Origin of the sequence: Nitrosomonas sp. HPC101 (assembly GCF_009833125.1) — a bacterium.
Taxonomy (GTDB): domain Bacteria; phylum Pseudomonadota; class Gammaproteobacteria; order Burkholderiales; family Nitrosomonadaceae; genus Nitrosomonas.
The window spans coordinates 126,720-143,579 of sequence record NZ_QRCC01000009.1; the positions used below are offsets into that span (position 1 = coordinate 126,720).

Annotated in this window: 8 protein-coding genes, 1 pseudogene and 1 riboswitch; of the genes and pseudogenes, 5 read left to right on the plus strand and 4 right to left on the minus strand. The window is 50.6% G+C overall.

Annotated features, from left to right (window positions below; genetic code table 11):
• Window positions 1-18: 18 nt before the first annotated feature.
• Complete coding sequence (locus tag ABO04_RS07025; RefSeq protein ID WP_041515096.1) at window positions 19-258, plus strand: DUF167 domain-containing protein; 240 nt, start codon at window positions 19-21, stop codon at window positions 256-258.
• Between the two features lie 278 nt (window positions 259-536).
• Window positions 537-1,310 carry a sulfite exporter TauE/SafE family protein gene (locus ABO04_RS07030; protein WP_160809965.1) on the plus strand — a complete coding sequence of 258 codons (774 nt, stop codon included), beginning with the start codon at window positions 537-539 and terminating at the stop codon, window positions 1,308-1,310.
• 33 nt (window positions 1,311-1,343) lie between these two features.
• Here ABO04_RS07030 and ABO04_RS11905 read toward each other — a convergent pair whose 3' ends face one another.
• The 3 genes and pseudogenes from ABO04_RS11905 to ABO04_RS12320 all read right to left on the minus strand — a co-directional run.
• On the minus strand, window positions 1,344-2,216 hold the full coding sequence (locus ABO04_RS11905; RefSeq protein ID WP_205012759.1) for an anti-virulence regulator CigR family protein: 873 nt from the start codon (window positions 2,214-2,216) through the stop codon (window positions 1,344-1,346).
• A 371-nt stretch (window positions 2,217-2,587) separates the two neighbouring features.
• A complete protein-coding gene (locus tag ABO04_RS07040) occupies window positions 2,588-6,022 on the minus strand; it encodes an acyl-[ACP]--phospholipid O-acyltransferase (RefSeq protein ID WP_160809966.1) in 3,435 nt (1,144 codons plus the stop codon).
• A 75-nt stretch (window positions 6,023-6,097) separates the two neighbouring features.
• Window positions 6,098-6,621 (minus strand): annotated as a pseudogene (locus ABO04_RS12320) (IS5/IS1182 family transposase); the annotation flags it as partial.
• 499 nt (window positions 6,622-7,120) lie between these two features.
• On the opposite strand from ABO04_RS12320, the gene ABO04_RS07050 reads away from it, so the two are divergent.
• The 3 genes from ABO04_RS07050 to ABO04_RS07060 all read left to right on the plus strand — a co-directional run bounded on the left by ABO04_RS07050 (window position 7,121) and on the right by ABO04_RS07060 (window position 12,678).
• Window positions 7,121-9,991 carry a ribonucleoside-diphosphate reductase subunit alpha gene (locus tag ABO04_RS07050; protein ID WP_160809968.1) on the plus strand — a complete coding sequence of 957 codons (2,871 nt, stop codon included), beginning with the start codon at window positions 7,121-7,123 and terminating at the stop codon, window positions 9,989-9,991.
• Window positions 9,992-10,031: 40 nt separating this feature from the next.
• A complete protein-coding gene (locus tag ABO04_RS07055) occupies window positions 10,032-11,165 on the plus strand; it encodes a ribonucleotide-diphosphate reductase subunit beta (protein ID WP_160809969.1) in 1,134 nt (377 codons plus the stop codon).
• A gap of 148 nt (window positions 11,166-11,313) precedes the next feature.
• Window positions 11,314-12,678 carry a transglycosylase SLT domain-containing protein gene (locus ABO04_RS07060; protein WP_160809970.1) on the plus strand — a complete coding sequence of 455 codons (1,365 nt, stop codon included), beginning with the start codon at window positions 11,314-11,316 and terminating at the stop codon, window positions 12,676-12,678.
• Here ABO04_RS07060 and uca read toward each other — a convergent pair.
• Window positions 12,666-16,301, minus strand: coding sequence for an urea carboxylase (uca, locus tag ABO04_RS07065; protein WP_160809971.1), 3,636 nt, complete (start codon window positions 16,299-16,301; stop codon window positions 12,666-12,668). The two genes, ABO04_RS07060 and uca, sit on opposite strands and share 13 nt — an antisense overlap.
• A gap of 227 nt (window positions 16,302-16,528) precedes the next feature.
• Window positions 16,529-16,633: riboswitch (guanidine-I (ykkC/yxkD leader) on the minus strand.
• Window positions 16,634-16,860 lie beyond the last annotated feature (227 nt).

Sequence of the window (16,860 nt, forward strand, 5' to 3'; positions counted from 1 at the left end):
CAATGCCATGCGAACATAATGACCAATCAGCATGCTGTTACTCTGCAGATTAAAGTGAAACCTCGGTCCAGAGCCTCATCCCTGGTGCAAGCTTCGGATGGTTCGTGGGTAGCTCAATTGAAAGCGCCGCCAGTAGACGGCCAAGCCAATGCAGAACTCATCGCTCTTGTGGCGAAGCATTTTCAATGCCGCAAGTCTGCGGTTTTCATCAAGTCCGGAACGTCTGGCCGCACCAAACTGGTAAAAGTCGAGCGATGAGACCTAACAACGCGTTCCAGGGGGTACCTCATGCCAGCGCACAGTGCTTCCCATGAAGTCTGCTCGCTCCTTTCGAGCGCGGATTACCTCAGGAATAATCCACCAATCCCAAGCGTTGAAGATTTCCTTGACCAGGTCATACAGCTTCCTTCAGAAAGGGAACACGGCGGAACTGATTCAGTTGTAAAGAAAAAAGGTGAACTGCCTGCCTAACGAGCAGTTAGAGCCGATCGTTTACGTTCCGGCTCAACTCCATGTTGGGCATCCAGGAGACTGATATGGAATACATCATCGTTTGTACTGCTGCACTTCTTGCTTCCGGCCTCACTCTGTTTTCCGGGTTTGGTCTGGGAACACTGTTGATGCCAGTGGTGGCGATATTCTTTCCACTTGAAATAGCCATCGCTATCACGGCAGTGGTTCACTTCACAAACAATCTGTTCAAGTTGGTATTGATGGGGCATCGCGCAGATAAATCAATCCTGCTGAAATTTGGGTTACCCGCTGTTCTCGCGGCGTTTGCAGGTGCTGGTCTCCTCAACTGGCTTGGCGAAGTCCCTCCAGTATTCCAGTACATGGCATTCGGTCGTGAACTGGCAGTTTCACCGCTCAAACTGGTCATCGGCGTACTGATTATCTTCTTCGTGAGTTTGGAGCTTTCTGAGCGATTTTCAAACATCAAACTAGACAAGAAGTGGTTGCCGCTGGGAGGAGCAATCAGTGGATTTTTTGGCGGCCTATCAGGTCATCAAGGCGCATTCAGAAGCATGTTTTTACTGAAGGCTGGCCTCGGAAAGGAGGCGTTCGTAGCCACAGGCATTGTCCTTGCAGTCATGGTTGATATGGCGCGGATAGTTGTTTACGGTGCCGGAACTTCATCTAATGGAGAAGATGTTCAATGGCGCCTGGTGGTCGCAGCCTGTATTTCCGCATTCCTAGGGGCGTATATTGGCGCTAAGGTTCTCAAAAAAGTCACCATTCGTGCCGTTCAAATATCTGTATCTTTGCTTCTGGTTCTGGTGTCGTTCGGACTCATCACTGGATTGGTGTAAGACGCCCAATCCTTTGCTGCAGGCGCGGCAGCGCTAATCAAAGACGTCGTACAAAATATCAGCAACAACAGCTGTGGCTACAGAAATCAGAATCAAATCCGTGCCGACAACACGCCATTCATAACCGGGGTATCTCGGCAGGCGACTCACCATCGGGCCAGGCGCCATTTTTCTGGCAATTCCTGGAGGGAGAGGCTTACCCCTTGCCAGATTCTTTCGTATGCCAGGCGGCAAGGTGGAGTACCCCCCCAGTCCGAAATCCAATGCATACTCGCGGGCCAAGGCAGCGGTAATACCGGCATACACAAGATCACCGAACAAATCGTCACCACGCAAATGACCGTAGCGATCCCTGTGGTCATCAAAATAGTCGTAGTAGCGGCCTCGATCGTCGTAATGGCGATCGGAATCGTCATCACCTTGATCATCTTGATCATCTTGATCGTCGTAACGGTGATCAGAATCGTAATGGCCTCGATCGTAGTAGCGACCTCGATCGTCATAATGGCGATCAGAATCGTCATCGTCTTGATCGTCGTAACGGTGATCAGAATCGTAATGGCCCCGATCGTAGTAGCGGCTTCGATCGTCGTAGCGGCCTCGATCATAGTAACGCCGATCAGAAGCGTAATCACCGCCTCGACTGCTGTGAGATCGTTTATCGTAATTACCAGACATATCCGGCCTACCCTTATCAGCGTTGCCAGGACCGGAATTACCCTTGCCCAAATTTTTCTTACCAGAGTTACCTGCTGCATGCGAGTTACTCTTGCCGCTATTGTCCTTCTTATCGGGATTGCTTGCGTGGCTGCCTGGGCCCTTACCTTCAGGCGGCGCTGCTTGGGCAGATAAAACCAGCGAACAGGCTGCTATTAAAGATGCGGCTAACACTATACGTGCGCTCATTATTACTTCTCCTTAATATCAAGACAGCCCAAGTATACTGCGTGCCTTATCTCAAAAACACTCCATCACGTAACAATTTGCAGACTGACGACCTGGTTTGTTGGCGCTGCTGGAGTGCTGAAGATTGAACCGGCGAACTGTTATGTCAGGTTGTTTGATGCAAGTGCCTTTGTTGCCGGAGGCGAAGACGATGCTCCTGCTCCTCGAAGGAATCCTGCCCGCGGTTGGTACACCCTGACCGGTGCTGAGTATGGGGCAGATCAATCGGGCCCGTTTGTATGCGACGGCAGGAATGGCTTTGGGCTTGTTCCTTGTTCATACAGTTGGCATTTGCCTAAGCGAAAAGCGCATCTGTAGCTGCTTTAATGCAATCACACACCGGGTTGTTGCAGCACCCATTCGTGCAGAGATACGTAGTCGGTTTTTCCGGTGGCAAGCAGCGGCAGCTTATCGATGTACAGGATGCTCTTTGGTATCCCCAGTTCGCCCAAGCCATTCTGGCTGAAATAAGTGACGATGTCGCTGCGATCTGCCGATTGACGGGTGGTAATCAGAACAATCTGCTCGCCTTTTCTGGCATCGGGCATCTGGATGATGGCATGACCGTAACCTGGCCACAGCTGGTTGATAGATTCTTCTATGGCCGGCAGTGAAATCATTTCACCGCCTATCTTGGCAAACCGTTTGGCGCGCCCTTTGATAAAAATATAACCTTCCTCGTTGATTTCGACGATGTCACCAGTATCATGCCAACCATCGACAGGCGGCACGATCATGCCAGGATTGGCGGCCAAATAATAGCCCAGCATGATATTCGGACCGGATACCAACAATTTGCCTCCCTGAGTGATTCCCGGGACAGGCTCCAGTTTGCTGGAAATGCCGGGTAACAGACGACCAACCGAGCCGGGATGGTTGTGCATAGGAGTATTCAAGCTGAGGATAGGGGCAGTTTCAGTCGTGCCATACCCTTCGAAAATACGCACACCAAAATTCTCCGACCACAGTCTGCGGGTGCTTTCCCGCAGTTTCTCGGCGCCGGCAAACACATAACGAACGCTGTAAAAATCGTAGGCGTTGGCATGGCGCGCATAACCGGCGAGGAATGTATCAGTGCCGAACAGCAAGGTTGCATTGGTATCGTAGATCAGTTCAGGGATAACGCGATAATGCAGGGGGGACGGGTACAGAAAGACCCGTATACCAGACAGTACCGGCAGCAGCATACCACCCGTTAATCCAAGTGAATGGAAGAGAGGCAGTGCGTTGAATACCAGGTCAGTCGGGCCGAAATCGATCCGGGCGGATACCTGAAAGCGGTTTGCCTGCAGGTTGGTATGGCTGAGCACCACGCCCTTGGGCACATCCTCCGAGCCGGAGGTAAACAGAACGACTGCCGGTGCATTTGGATTACGCTGGGAATGGGCATAGCGATAACTGGCTCCCGGCAGCAGACCTGCTACCAGCCCGGCCAGCTTGTGCCACCAGCGCACCTGATATTTCAGATCTTCCAGATAGATCAGGGTAATTTGCTTTGCTTTCAGGCTGTCGGTCAGACCGGTCAGTTTGGCAGCTTCTATGAATCCGCGTGCGGTGATGACAGTTCGAATCTGCGCTATCCGGCAAGCCGTTATGAGATTTCCGGGGCTGACCGAAAAATTCAGGAAAGCAGGTACACGACCGAAAGCCTGCAAGGCAAAAAAACTGATCATGCTGCTTACCATGTTGGGCAGCATGATTCCCACATTGTCATGCAGGTGGGTGTGACGACGCAGCATAATACCCAGGATAAAGCTGCGTGTGATCAGTTGAGAATAGTTCAATGGGCAGCGTTCGACATCCTCCGCGATGATGTGCTTTCTGCCATGAATGGCCGCGGCATCGAGCAGCGACTGGAACAAGGTCTGTCGCAGGACATTGCTCTGAAAAGTCGCTGTGGTCATGATGTCGTACAGTTTCAGGCCCGCTGCGCGGCGACGGCGTTTGCCACGAATCGAATCCGGCAGATCAAAACTTTCCGGCGGCATAACGGTTACGCTGATCCGGGGGAACCAGCGTATCCTCACTTTCCCTTTCAGCCTGGAGAAAAGCGTGTATTGCGGGCCTGAAAGGCTTACTGGCAACAGTTTTGCCCCGGCTTTATCCGCGATCATGGCCGGGCCTTCGTAGATTTTCATGAGTGACCCGGTCAATGTCAGCCGCCCTTCAGGAAAGATCACCACTCTGTCACCATTTCTGACTCGTTCAATCAGCAGACGGGTGGAGAGAGAATTGGTCGGATCAAGCGCAATGGTATCTGCCAGAAACAGGAAAGGCCGCACCCACCATTTGCGGGCAATGCTGGTGTTGATGGCAAAGCACAGGCGTTCGGGAAAACATACGCTCAGCAGTGCGGCATCCAGGAATGACAGGTGATTGGAGACGATCAGCACTCTTTCCCCTGCCTGGCGATAATGTTTCAATCCCTTGATTTTCAAGCGATAGAACGTATGGAATACCCATTGCAGAATAGATCTGGCCAGTTCATACGGCAACAGCTTTGCGATGTAGATTGCCACCAAGCCATTGAGCAGCGCAATCGTCAAAAAAACCTCGGGCACAGTAAAATCGAGCGCCAACATCACACTGATTCCAAGCGCGGAAACCACCATGAACAGCGCATTCATGATGTTGTTGGCAGCAATGGCACGCGACCGATAGGAAGCTTCCGCGTAGTTCTGCACAATGGCGTAAAGCGGCACAATATAAAGGCCACCACTGATCGAGATGGCCAGCAGATCCAGCAAAATGCGCCAGTGGGCGAGTGATTCCAGAAAACGCAATGCGCCGATGAGTTCCACACCCGGTACAGATACGATAGCAGTACTAGCAAAATATAGATCGATGGTGAAGATCGTCATGCCCAGCACACCCAGAGGAACATAGGTTGCAGCCACTTTACCCTTGAGCAGCTTGTCGCACAGCAGCGCACCGATACCGATTCCTACCGAAAAGAGCGTCAAGAACAGCGTAACCACCTGTTCATTTCCACCGATGACATCCTTTGCAAAAGTGGGAAATTGCGACAGAAACGTGGCGCCAAACAACCAGAACCACGATATTCCGAGAATGGCATGAAACACCGTGGTGTTCTCACGTGCCTGGCGGATGATGACACGCGTTTCTTCAAGGATATGCCAGTTCACAATCGTATCTGCCGCCGCCGGGCGGACTGGAGGAATGAACAGACTGGACAGCCAGCCGACCAGCGCGATTCCGATCGTGATACCGGAGACGATTGCTCCGCCCTGCCCGGCCAGAATAAGCAACCCGCCTATGATCGTCCCCAGCAGAATGGCGATAAATGTTCCGGCACTGACCAGCGCATTACCGCCAATCAGCTCGTCTTCGCGCAATTGATCCGGCAGAATGCTGTATTTCAATGGCCCGAAGAACGCAGACTGGGCGCCCATCAGAAACAGGATCACCATCAGCAGCATAACGCTATTCAGGTAAAACCCCACCGCCGCGCCCCCCATCAGAATGATTTCGACAAATTTGACGTAGCGGATGAGTTGCGCCTTGTCCCATTTATCCGCCAGCTGGCCGGCAGTAGCGGAAAAGATGAAAAACGGCAAAATGAAAATACCCGCTGCCAGCGTAACCATGATCTGCGGGCTCAGACCCGCGTTATCCAAGGTGGTATAGGTGATCAGAATGACCAGCGCATTCTTGAAAACATTGTCATTGAATGCACCCAGAAACTGGGTCACGAAAAAGGGTAAAAAGCGTCTACTCGAAAGCAGCTTCCATTGACTTGAGCGCATAACAAACCTTCTCGATAGTGATTTCCTGATTATAGGGAACTCTCTCTGGAAACCCCAGGACCTGTTAACACTAATCAAGCTGTCAACAATCAGTGCAAAATGGATGAAGAATCGGAATACTACATCCAGCTTATCAAAGCGGGAGAAGATTCTTCTGAATTCCTTCAGGCGACGAAACAGTCGCTCAACTTCATTGCGCTTTTTATATATTTCAGCGCTATACCCCAGGGCAACACGCGGTTCGCTTTTCGCGGCGCCACAGGGATCATTCCCAGATCAAGCAGCAACTGTCGTGCTCAGCTCCTTCGCACGCTTTATCGGTGATCACGTGAGTTTCAAAAAACCCTTTATTCATAATGAATTTCAACATCTTACGTTCTTTTTTGGCATCACCGGATTGACCAGAAGACAACGAAAACACTACCGCAGTTCTGGCATCTTCCGCAACCAGGTAAATTTTGATAGTCCAACCCCTTGTGATTTACCAATAGCTTGAACACCGTTTTTTTAATATACCGATACCATCACAGGATGGACTTTGACTATCGTGCTCTCCAGCGATTGGCTCGTGTGTAAATCCTGCACCAATTGCCGAATTTCTCAGATATTTAATCCCACGGCATTCAGCGTACCGTCGGAGAGCTTGTAGCAGAAGATGAGAGCATCTATAAGTTGTCAAAGTGTGTCGGCCTAGCTTGACGTAGTGTATGAGAAATATGACAACACGTTAAAGTGTAACAAGCATCATTATTCACTTTATTTTTATGATGGAGGCTCGGATAGTTGAGTAATCGTTCAATACTTCGACAAACAGGAAACGTTGAGAGTGTTAATTTTTCTGTAACAGATATTGTCGAGAATATGGATTGTTCAAATAATCAAATTAACGATGACAGCTGGTTTTCAGCTATCCAGCAGAGCTCTTCCCGGACTTCTTGTTGACAGCAGCATTCCACAACAGGTACTATTGTTTCGCCTTGTTAACCACAATATATTGTGTTATCAGGTATCCAGCAGCTTTCAGCCATTTCCTTACAGCCACTTGATTTTTGGCCATTTTTCGATCAGCAATACCGGATCACACAGGAGAAATCAACCATGCAGATCGCTACAGACACCCTCTCATCTTCCCCTATTTCCCAGAAAAATTTTCTGGCAGAAACGATCGATTTGCCGGCAGCACGGCAAGATTATTCCCAATACAAAGTGATCCGACGCAATGGTGCCGTGGTGGCATTTGAACCCGGCAAAATTTCCATCGCACTGACCAAAGCGTTCATCGCCGTAAGAGGCGGGCAAAGTGCCGTTTCTTCCAGCATGCGCGAGATCGTGGCACAGTTGACCGGCGAGGTGGTACATGCGCTGACACGTCGCCGTCCGGGAGGCGGCACATTTCACATCGAGGATATTCAGGATCAGGTCGAGCTGGCACTGATGCGCTCGGGCGATCACGACATCGCACGTGCATATGTGCTGTACCGCGAGGAGCGTACGCGTGAACGGGCAAAGCAGCAAAAGGGGCAAGTGGCTTCTGGTCAGACTGCTACCGTGCTGCATGTCGTGGAAAACGGGCAAAGGATTCCGCTCGATCCAGCCCGACTGATGATCCGGATCGAATCGGCCTGCCAGAATCTGGGAGACACGGTTGATGCCGGGCTGATCGTCAAATCGATGCTCAAGGATCTATATGACGGCGTGCCGGCCGAAGAAGTCAGAAAATCTGCCGTGTTGTCTGCCCGTGCGCTGATCGAAAAAGAGCCTGCTTACAGTTTCGTGACGGCAAGGCTTTTGCTGGACGACATCCGTTATGAAGTGCTGGATGAAGAAGTGGCCCATGAGGCTATGCAATCACGCTATGCTGAATATTTTCCGGAGTTTGTCCGGAAAGGAATCGAGGCCGGATTACTGGATGAACATTTGGGACAGTTTGATCTGGCACTGTTGTCAGAAGCGCTGGTTGCTGATCGTGATCTGCAGTTCAGCTATCTCGGCCTGCAGACCCTGTATGACCGCTACTTCTTGCATGTTTCCGAACGGCGTATCGAACTGCCGCAAATATTCTTCATGCGCGTTGCCATGGGGCTGGCACTGAATGAAATCGATCGTGAGGCCCGTGCCATCGAGTTCTATCACCTGCTGTCAAAGTTCGATTTCATGAGCTCGACACCCACCCTGTTTAATTCCGGTACACGGCGCTCACAATTGTCCTCATGCTATCTGAGCACCGTACCGGACAGTCTCGATGGTATCTATGAAGCCATCAAGGAAAATGCACTGCTGTCCAAGTTTGCGGGCGGGCTGGGTAACGACTGGACACCGGTCAGAGCAATGGGTGCACGCATCAAGGGAACCAATGGTAAGTCGCAAGGAGTGGTGCCTTTTCTCAAGGTAGTGTCAGATACAGCAGTGGCAGTCAATCAGGGTGGCAAACGCAAAGGAGCAGTATGTGCCTATCTGGAAACCTGGCATCTCGATATTGAAGAGTTTCTGGAATTACGTAAAAACACCGGAGATGACCGGAGACGGACGCATGACATGAATACTGCTGTCTGGGTGCCGGATCTGTTTATGAAGCGCATGCAGGAAGACCAGGAATGGACACTGTTTTCGCCCTCCGATACCCCCGATCTGCATGACAAATTCGGCAAAGCATTTGAAGAAGCTTACGTTGCCTATGAAGATCAGGCGGCGCGGGGCGATCTGACACTGTGCAAGCGTATTCCGGCCAGACAACTGTGGCGCAAGATGTTGACCATGTTATTTGAAACCGGGCATCCGTGGATTACGTTCAAGGATCCATGCAATATCCGTTCGCCGCAGAGTCATGTTGGTGTCGTGCACAGCTCAAATTTGTGTACCGAAATTACGTTGAATACTAACGAAAAGGAAATCGCCGTATGCAATCTGGGGTCGGTCAACCTGCTGGCTCATATCGTTGATGGCAAACTGGATCAGGCTAAACTCAAACAGACGGTCACGACAGCCATGCGCATGCTGGATAACGTGATCGACATCAATTTCTATGCAGTGGCAAAAGCCCGCAATGCCAATTTCCGGCATCGACCGGTCGGGCTGGGCATCATGGGATTCCAGGATTGTCTGCACAAACTGGGTATTTCCTACGCCTCCCGGGAAGCAGTTGAATTTGCCGACAGATCGATGGAAGCAGTCGCGTACCATACTTACTGGGCCTCCACCGAACTGGCGGAAGAACGCGGCACCTATGCTACTTACCAGGGCAGTCTGTGGGATCGCGGTATTCTGCCGCAGGATACGCTAGAGCTATTGCGTGAGGAACGGGGCGGCCATGTGAAAATTGATGCTTCATCCACGCAGAACTGGGATGCGCTGCGTGACCGGATCAGGCAGCATGGCATGCGCAATTCCAATTGTCTGGCAATTGCACCGACTGCGACAATTTCCAACATCATTGGCGTCTCCGCCAGCATCGAACCTACTTATCAGAATCTGTATGTCAAATCTAACCTTTCCGGAGAGTTTACGATAGTGAATCAGTGGCTGGTCAATGATTTGAAGAAACAGGATTTGTGGGATGAAGTCATGATCGCCGACCTCAAACATTACGATGGAGCAATCAGCAAAATTGACCGGGTACCGGAGAATTTACGTAATCTGTACGCCACAGCATTCGAAGTTGATCCTCAGTGGCTGGTCGAAGCAGCATCCAGAAGACAGAAATGGATTGATCAGGCACAGTCACTCAATCTTTACATGGCGGGCGCTTCCGGCAAAAAAATGGACGAGCTGTACCAGCTTGCCTGGTTACGCGGACTCAAGACAACCTATTATCTGCGTGCACTGGGAGCAACCACTGCCGAAAAATCGACGGTACATACCAGTACGCTGAATGCAGTTCCCACGCAGCATGAACCACATACGGGCAGCTTGGCTCACACGGCCCCGCAACAATGTGCGATCGACGATCCGGAATGTGAAGCATGTCAGTAAATACTGAAAATATCCCCCAGATAATGCAAGGAGCAAAATCATGTTGACTTTTGAAGATGAAGTATTTCAACCGAAAAATATCCCGACAGGTGTTCATACACAAAAAATAACTGCGGAACAGCAAGTGCAGTACGAAGCAGGATCGGCAGAAAGCCATCGCCGGGTTTCCGTGGAAGACAAACGCATCATTAACTGCAAGGCGGATGTCAATCAGCTCGTACCATTCAAATACAAGTGGGCATGGGAAAAATATCTGTCTGCCTGTGCCAACCACTGGATGCCACAGGAAATCAACATGACACGCGATATTGCTCTGTGGAAGGATCCCAACGGATTGACCGAAGATGAACGCCGTATCGTCAAGCGCAACCTCGGTTTTTTTGTTACTGCGGATTCACTGGCAGCCAACAATATCGTGCTGGGAACCTATCGCCACATTACCAACCCCGAATGCCGCCAGTATTTATTGCGCCAGGCGTTCGAAGAAGCCATCCACACCCATGCTTATCAGTATATTGTCGAATCGATTGGTCTGGATGAGGGTGAAATCTTCAACGCATACCATGAAATCGGGTCGATTCGTGACAAAGACGAATTCCTGATCCCCTTCATTGACACACTCACGGATCCTTCATTCCAGACAGGAACGCTGAAAACTGACCAGCAACTACTGAAGAGTCTGATTGTATTTGCCTGCATCATGGAAGGGTTGTTTTTCTATGTCGGATTTGTGCAGATTCTGGCATTGGGCCGGCAGAACAAAATGACCGGAGCGGCTGAGCAATATCAGTACATCCTGCGTGATGAATCCATGCATTGTAATTTCGGCATCGACGTCATCAACCAGATCAAACTGGAAAATCCACAGCTGTGGACCCGGGAATTCCGTGAAGAAATCAGCGCACTGATGCGCAAGGCGGTCGAGCTGGAGTACCGCTACGCAGAAGACACTATGCCGCGTGGCGTACTGGGGCTGAATGCACCGATGTTCAAGGAATATCTGCGTTTCATCATCAACCGTCGCAGCCACCAGATCGGGCTTGATCCGCTATTCCCTGAGGCAGGCAACCCTTTTCCGTGGATGTCAGAAATGATTGATCTAAAAAAAGAAAAGAATTTCTTTGAAACTCGTGTAATCGAGTATCAGACAGGAGGCGTATTAAGCTGGGAATAAGGCATTAATCAATCGATTGTTGATTGAAAAATCATGTAGAATGTTGGACGGGCCGGCTGGTTCACTTTAAAATTAAAAAATACAGGTGACCAGCCTTTTTTATTTTTGGGAAACCAACTATGCGAGCGAACCGTTCATTTCATTCAGGATGAAAATAGCATCGAATACCTCACCAGTACTGATTGTCACAGTAGTACTGATATTCCTCTCTGTTACGGCACAAGCTGACGGAGCCTTAGAAAAAAATGACGACATTACTGTCCTGGAAACAAAGCCATATCAGACAGAACCTCACAAGCAACAAGATGATCTATGGACGCGCATACGAGCTGGATTTTCTCTGACCAATATACAAAGCCAGGAAATTCAGCAACACGAAAGCAACTTCAGCAAAAACCAGCGGTTCATAGATCATATTGTTGAACGCAGCCAGCGCTACCTGTTTTACATCATTGAAGAAGTAGAACGACGGCACATGCCGGCCGAGATTGCGCTGCTGCCGATTATTGAAAGCGCCTTCGATCCGGATGCCTACTCTCACAGACATGCGGCAGGATTGTGGCAATTTATCCCTTCGACAGCAAAAGCATTCGGATTGGAGCAAAACTGGTGGCATGACGAGCGGCGCGATATCATCGCCGCTACCCAGGCTGCGCTGGATTACCTGCAGATGCTCTACAAGATGTTTGGCAACTGGAAACTGGCACTGGCCGCATACAACTGGGGACAAGGGTCACTGAAAAAAGCCATCGACGAAAACCACGGTGGAGATAAATCGGTCAATTACCAGCACATTGATCTTCCAACTGAAACCAGACACTATATTTCCAAGCTGATTGCCATCAGAAATGTCATTGCCCATCCTCGCCGCTACGGTATTAAGCTCAAACCCATTCCGAATCGACCTTACTTCGAACAGATCACGATCACTCAGCAAATTGACGTTCAACTGGCCGCCAGGCTTGCCGGAATCCCGGAAAATGAATTCAATGCATTGAATCCGGCGTATCACCGGCCCATCATCAAAGCAGAAGATTCTCCACGCACCTTGCTGTTACCCGCTACCAAGATCAAAGTCTTTATAGACAACCTGGAAAATTATGATGAGGCGCTGGTTTCGTGGCGTGTTTACCAGGCTCAGCAAACAGATACCTTGCAGGATTTATCCAGCCGGTATCGTATCCCGGTTTCAAAGCTGGCAGAAACCAATGGAATCTCTGAACAGGCAACCCTAAAAAAAGGGCAAACATTGCTGGTACCACGGGATGGCAACAGCATCAGGGAAAGAACCTATCTGGCGCACAACCTGCTCAAGACATCAACAAAATCTCCTCGAACAGAGCACCTCGTATATACTGTCAAAAAAGGCGATACGCTTCAGGCTATCGCCAGGCGTTACGGGATCGATATCAACACTGTTCGTTTATGGAACAAAGGAAGTGACCGGCTTTCCATCGGACAAAAGCTGACGCTCAAACTGACCATGCCCTTTAACAGTCCTTATTCCTCCTGAACAATCAGCAGTGACTGGCCAGAACATACATAATCACCCTGCTTACAGCTAATTTGTTGCACAACTCCACTGACCGGGGTACTCAGGGTGATTTCCATTTTCATGGATTCGATAATGATAACCGGATCTCCGGCATTGACCGGCTGTCTGATCCCAATCAGCAATCTCCATACGGTACCGGTTACATCTGAACTGATGGCATGTGCTCCGTCGGGCAAATCAGGTTCATTCCGCATACCGGATTCATCCAACATACCTTCTCCCTCGTCGCTGCTGCTACTGCTTTCCTGCACGTTTGCAGCCTTCCAACGCTCGCGTTCAGCCTCAAAAGCCTTTTGCTGACAGGTTTTGAATGCCTGAATACTGTCTGCATGCTGATGCAGGAATGCATGATAGTTGCGCAGACTGAAAACGGTGTCTTCGGTACGCAGTGTAAAACGTCCGGTGATAAAGTCGTGGCGCAGCTCGAGCAGCTCCTGTTCAGAAACGGGATAAAACCGGATTTGATCAAAAAAGCGCAGCAACCAGGGTTTGCCCGCAACAAAATCCTGGGTTTGACGATAACGATTCCACATCTGTACCGTTCTTCCAACAAACTGATATCCGCCGGGGCCCTCCATGCCATAAATACAGAGATAAGCACCTCCAATCCCGACTGCATTTTCCGGTGTCCAGGTACGCGCCGGATTATATTTTGTGGTGACCAGGCGGTGTCGTGGATCGATCGGTGTAGCAACCGGAGCGCCCAGGTAAACATCCCCCAGCCCCATCACCAGATAGCGGGCATCGAAAACGATACGTTTGACCTCATCAATGCTGTCCAGCCCGTTGATCCGCCGGATGAATTCGATGTTGCTCGGGCACCAGGGTGCATCCGGCCGGACTGACTGCATATATTTTTCGATGGCCAGTTTTGTGGCAGCATCATCCCAGGAAAGGGGTAAATGCACGATACGCGAAGGCATTTCCATATCGTCGCTCGCCGGTAAATCCTGCTCGGCGCTAATCAGCCTGTCCAGAAGATGGTCACGGTCCAGCAGCCGCGAATCGAAATGGATTTGTAAAGAGCGAATACCCGGCGTCATGTCAAGAATCCCAGGCAGATCGCCCTGTTCGATACAGCGCTGCAGCCAGGCCATCAATGCGTGCGCACGAAAATGCAGTGCAATATCGAGCACTGCCTCGCCATATTCGATCAGTAGATATTTGTCTCCCGACTGTCGATAAACCACTTGCACCCGTCCGTTATTTGCAGGAATCCGGTGTAATACAGGATTTTCCCGGTTAATCGGGAGCACAGGCATATCAGACGCCGCAGGCGCGCAGGCATCCGGCTCTCGAATCATCCCATCCTGCTGCTGTTCCAGCAGCAGAGCCTGCTCCGCTGTAAGCGAGTGAAAACGTACGCTGTCACCCGGTTTGAGCTGACCGGTTTTCCACAATTCCGCCTGCACAATTACGGCAGGACAGACGAATCCTCCCAGACTGGGGCCATCCGGGCCAAGGATGATGGGCATATCTCCGGTAAAATCAATCGCACCAACTGCATAGGGATTGTCATGGATGTTGGAAGGATGCAACCCGGCTTCTCCCCCATCCTTGCGCGCCCATTGCGGTTTAGGGCCGATCAGACGTATACCGGTACGGCTGGAATTGTGGTGTACTTTCCAGTCGGTCGCAAAAAATGCATCGATATCAACCTCAGTAAAGAAATCCGGCGCGCCATGCGGGCCATACAGGACACCGATCTCCCATCTGTTGGTGTAATCAGGAATATTTTCGGGAGGCAATACTCTTGGCTCAGTACCTTCCGCCGGCAGAATATGCAGCACATCTCCGGCACGCAATGCGCGCCCGGCATGCCCACCAAATCGCCCTAACGTAAAGGTAGACTTGCTGCCCAGGTAATCCGGCACCTGAATCCCGCCTTCAACGGCCAGGCAGGATCGGCTACCAAACTGATGGATTTTGCCAAATCGCAATAATGAGCCTGCCTTGATGACGTAGGATCGCCACTGCTCCAGAGGGACATCATCCAGCCAGACATCGATGGGCGCGCCACATACCGCAATCAGACTGTTGCAGTTGAATTTCAGCGTAGGCCCGGCCAGCGTGATTTCCAGCCCCGCCGCATCATCGGAGTTGCCGACCAGTCGATTAGCCAGGCGAAAAGCCAGGCTGTCCATCGGACCGGATGGCGGCACGCCTACATTCCAATAGCCCGTTCTGCCGGGATAATCCTGTACTGTCGTCTGTACACCGGCGCTGAGTACATCCAGGGTATTAGATTGGTAGTGAAACCCGGCAAGGTATTGGGTGCTGACCTGCCCGCTGCGAAATACTGTACCGGACAATACCTGCTCGAGATAATCCAGATTAGTCTCAATACCGTAGAGCGCGGTGTTCTCCAGCGCGCCAATCAAACGATCAATGGCCTGATCACGCTCGTCGGCATACACGATGATTTTGGCCAGCATCGGATCATAGAAAGCTGACACTTCACAACCTGCATCCACCCAGGTCTCAATCCGTGCAGTTTCCGGAAACTCAACTGCACTCAGCAAGCCACTGGACGGCTGAAAATTCCTGGCCGGATTCTCCGCATACACACGGGCCTGTATAGAGACTCCTTGCGGCTGGATCGTCAATGATTCCAGTGGCGGCAACGCATCCGCACCCAGCAGGACCATCCATTCGACCAGATCAATGCCGGTTACCATCTCGGTGACACCATGTTCCACCTGCAGACGGGTATTGACTTCCAGAAAATAAAACCGATCAACCGCAGGATCGTAGACATATTCCACCGTACCGGCAGACCGGTATTGAATCGCCTCTCCCAGGCGCACGGCTGTTTCCTGCAGTGCCTTCCGGGTGGCAGCCGACAGTCCCGGTGCTGGCGTTTCCTCGATCACTTTCTGGTTACGCCGCTGCATGGAACAGTCCCGTTCCCCTAATGCAATCACTTTTCCGCGGCCATCGCCGAAAATCTGTACTTCAACATGACGAGCCTGATCAATATATTTTTCCAGGAACAGACCGGCATTGCTGAAATTACTTTGTGCCAAATTCTTGACAGATTCATATGCATCAACCAGTTCCTGCCGGTTGTGGCACAAGCGCATACCGATACCGCCTCCCCCTGCTGTACTTTTCAACATCACCGGGTAACCGATTCGAAGCGCTTCCTGACAGGCCATCTCGATATTATCCAGTAATCCGGTACCCGGCAGCATTGGTACGTCAAGTTGCTGCGCAAGTGCACGAGCAGTATGTTTCAGGCCGAAAGTACGCATCTGTTCAGGCGTGGGTCCCAGAAAACAGATTTCTTCTGCCGCGCATTGCTCAGCAAACACAGCATTTTCACTCAAAAACCCGTACCCCGGGTGGATCGCCTGAGCGCCAGTACGATGTGCAACTTCCAGTATTTTATCGGCACGCAGATAACTTTCACTGGCCATTCCATCACCAATACAAATACTTTCATCCGCATCCAGCACATGCCGTGACAACGCATCCGCTTCCGTAAAAACAGCCACACTGCCGATTCCCATGCGACGCAAGGTACGCATAACACGACAGGCGATAGCGCCACGATTGGCAATCAGAATTTTTGTAAACATAGATTCTCCTTACTGTACTACCTGATCAAGCAGGCTATACCGCGATACACGCTAACTGAGCCAGCGAAAATGAAGACAGATTTCTGCTTCCCATAGGGGACGGGCCGTGGACGGTGAATACAGGAAATGTGGTGTATAAAATGGAAGCAGACAAGAAATAATACATATAACAAATCTCCGGGAAGTCGGGAAATGACAAGAACCAATAATGCATTTGGCATTATGTAACCTCCCGGGCTTTTGTCCCTCCGTGGAGCTTCGTTACAGCGAAGCCTCAAGCTCTCGGACCAGTCGCTTTTCTGTGGAAAGCCGGAACCCTAGCCTGAAGTGATTGCAACCAGTCACCCGTGCAACCTATCCTGCTGGTATCGGTGCTACTGACTATAATCAAAACATAAATACTATTTTATAGGCGGCCGGTCTTTTCTGGAACAATAATATTTTCAATGGAATTACACTGATTTTCGTTGCCATCAGCTTTCAACTGTCCCGGTATTACTACTCAAATAACAGGAATCAAGCATATTCCTCCATCTGTTTACAGAGCAAATGATCCGTC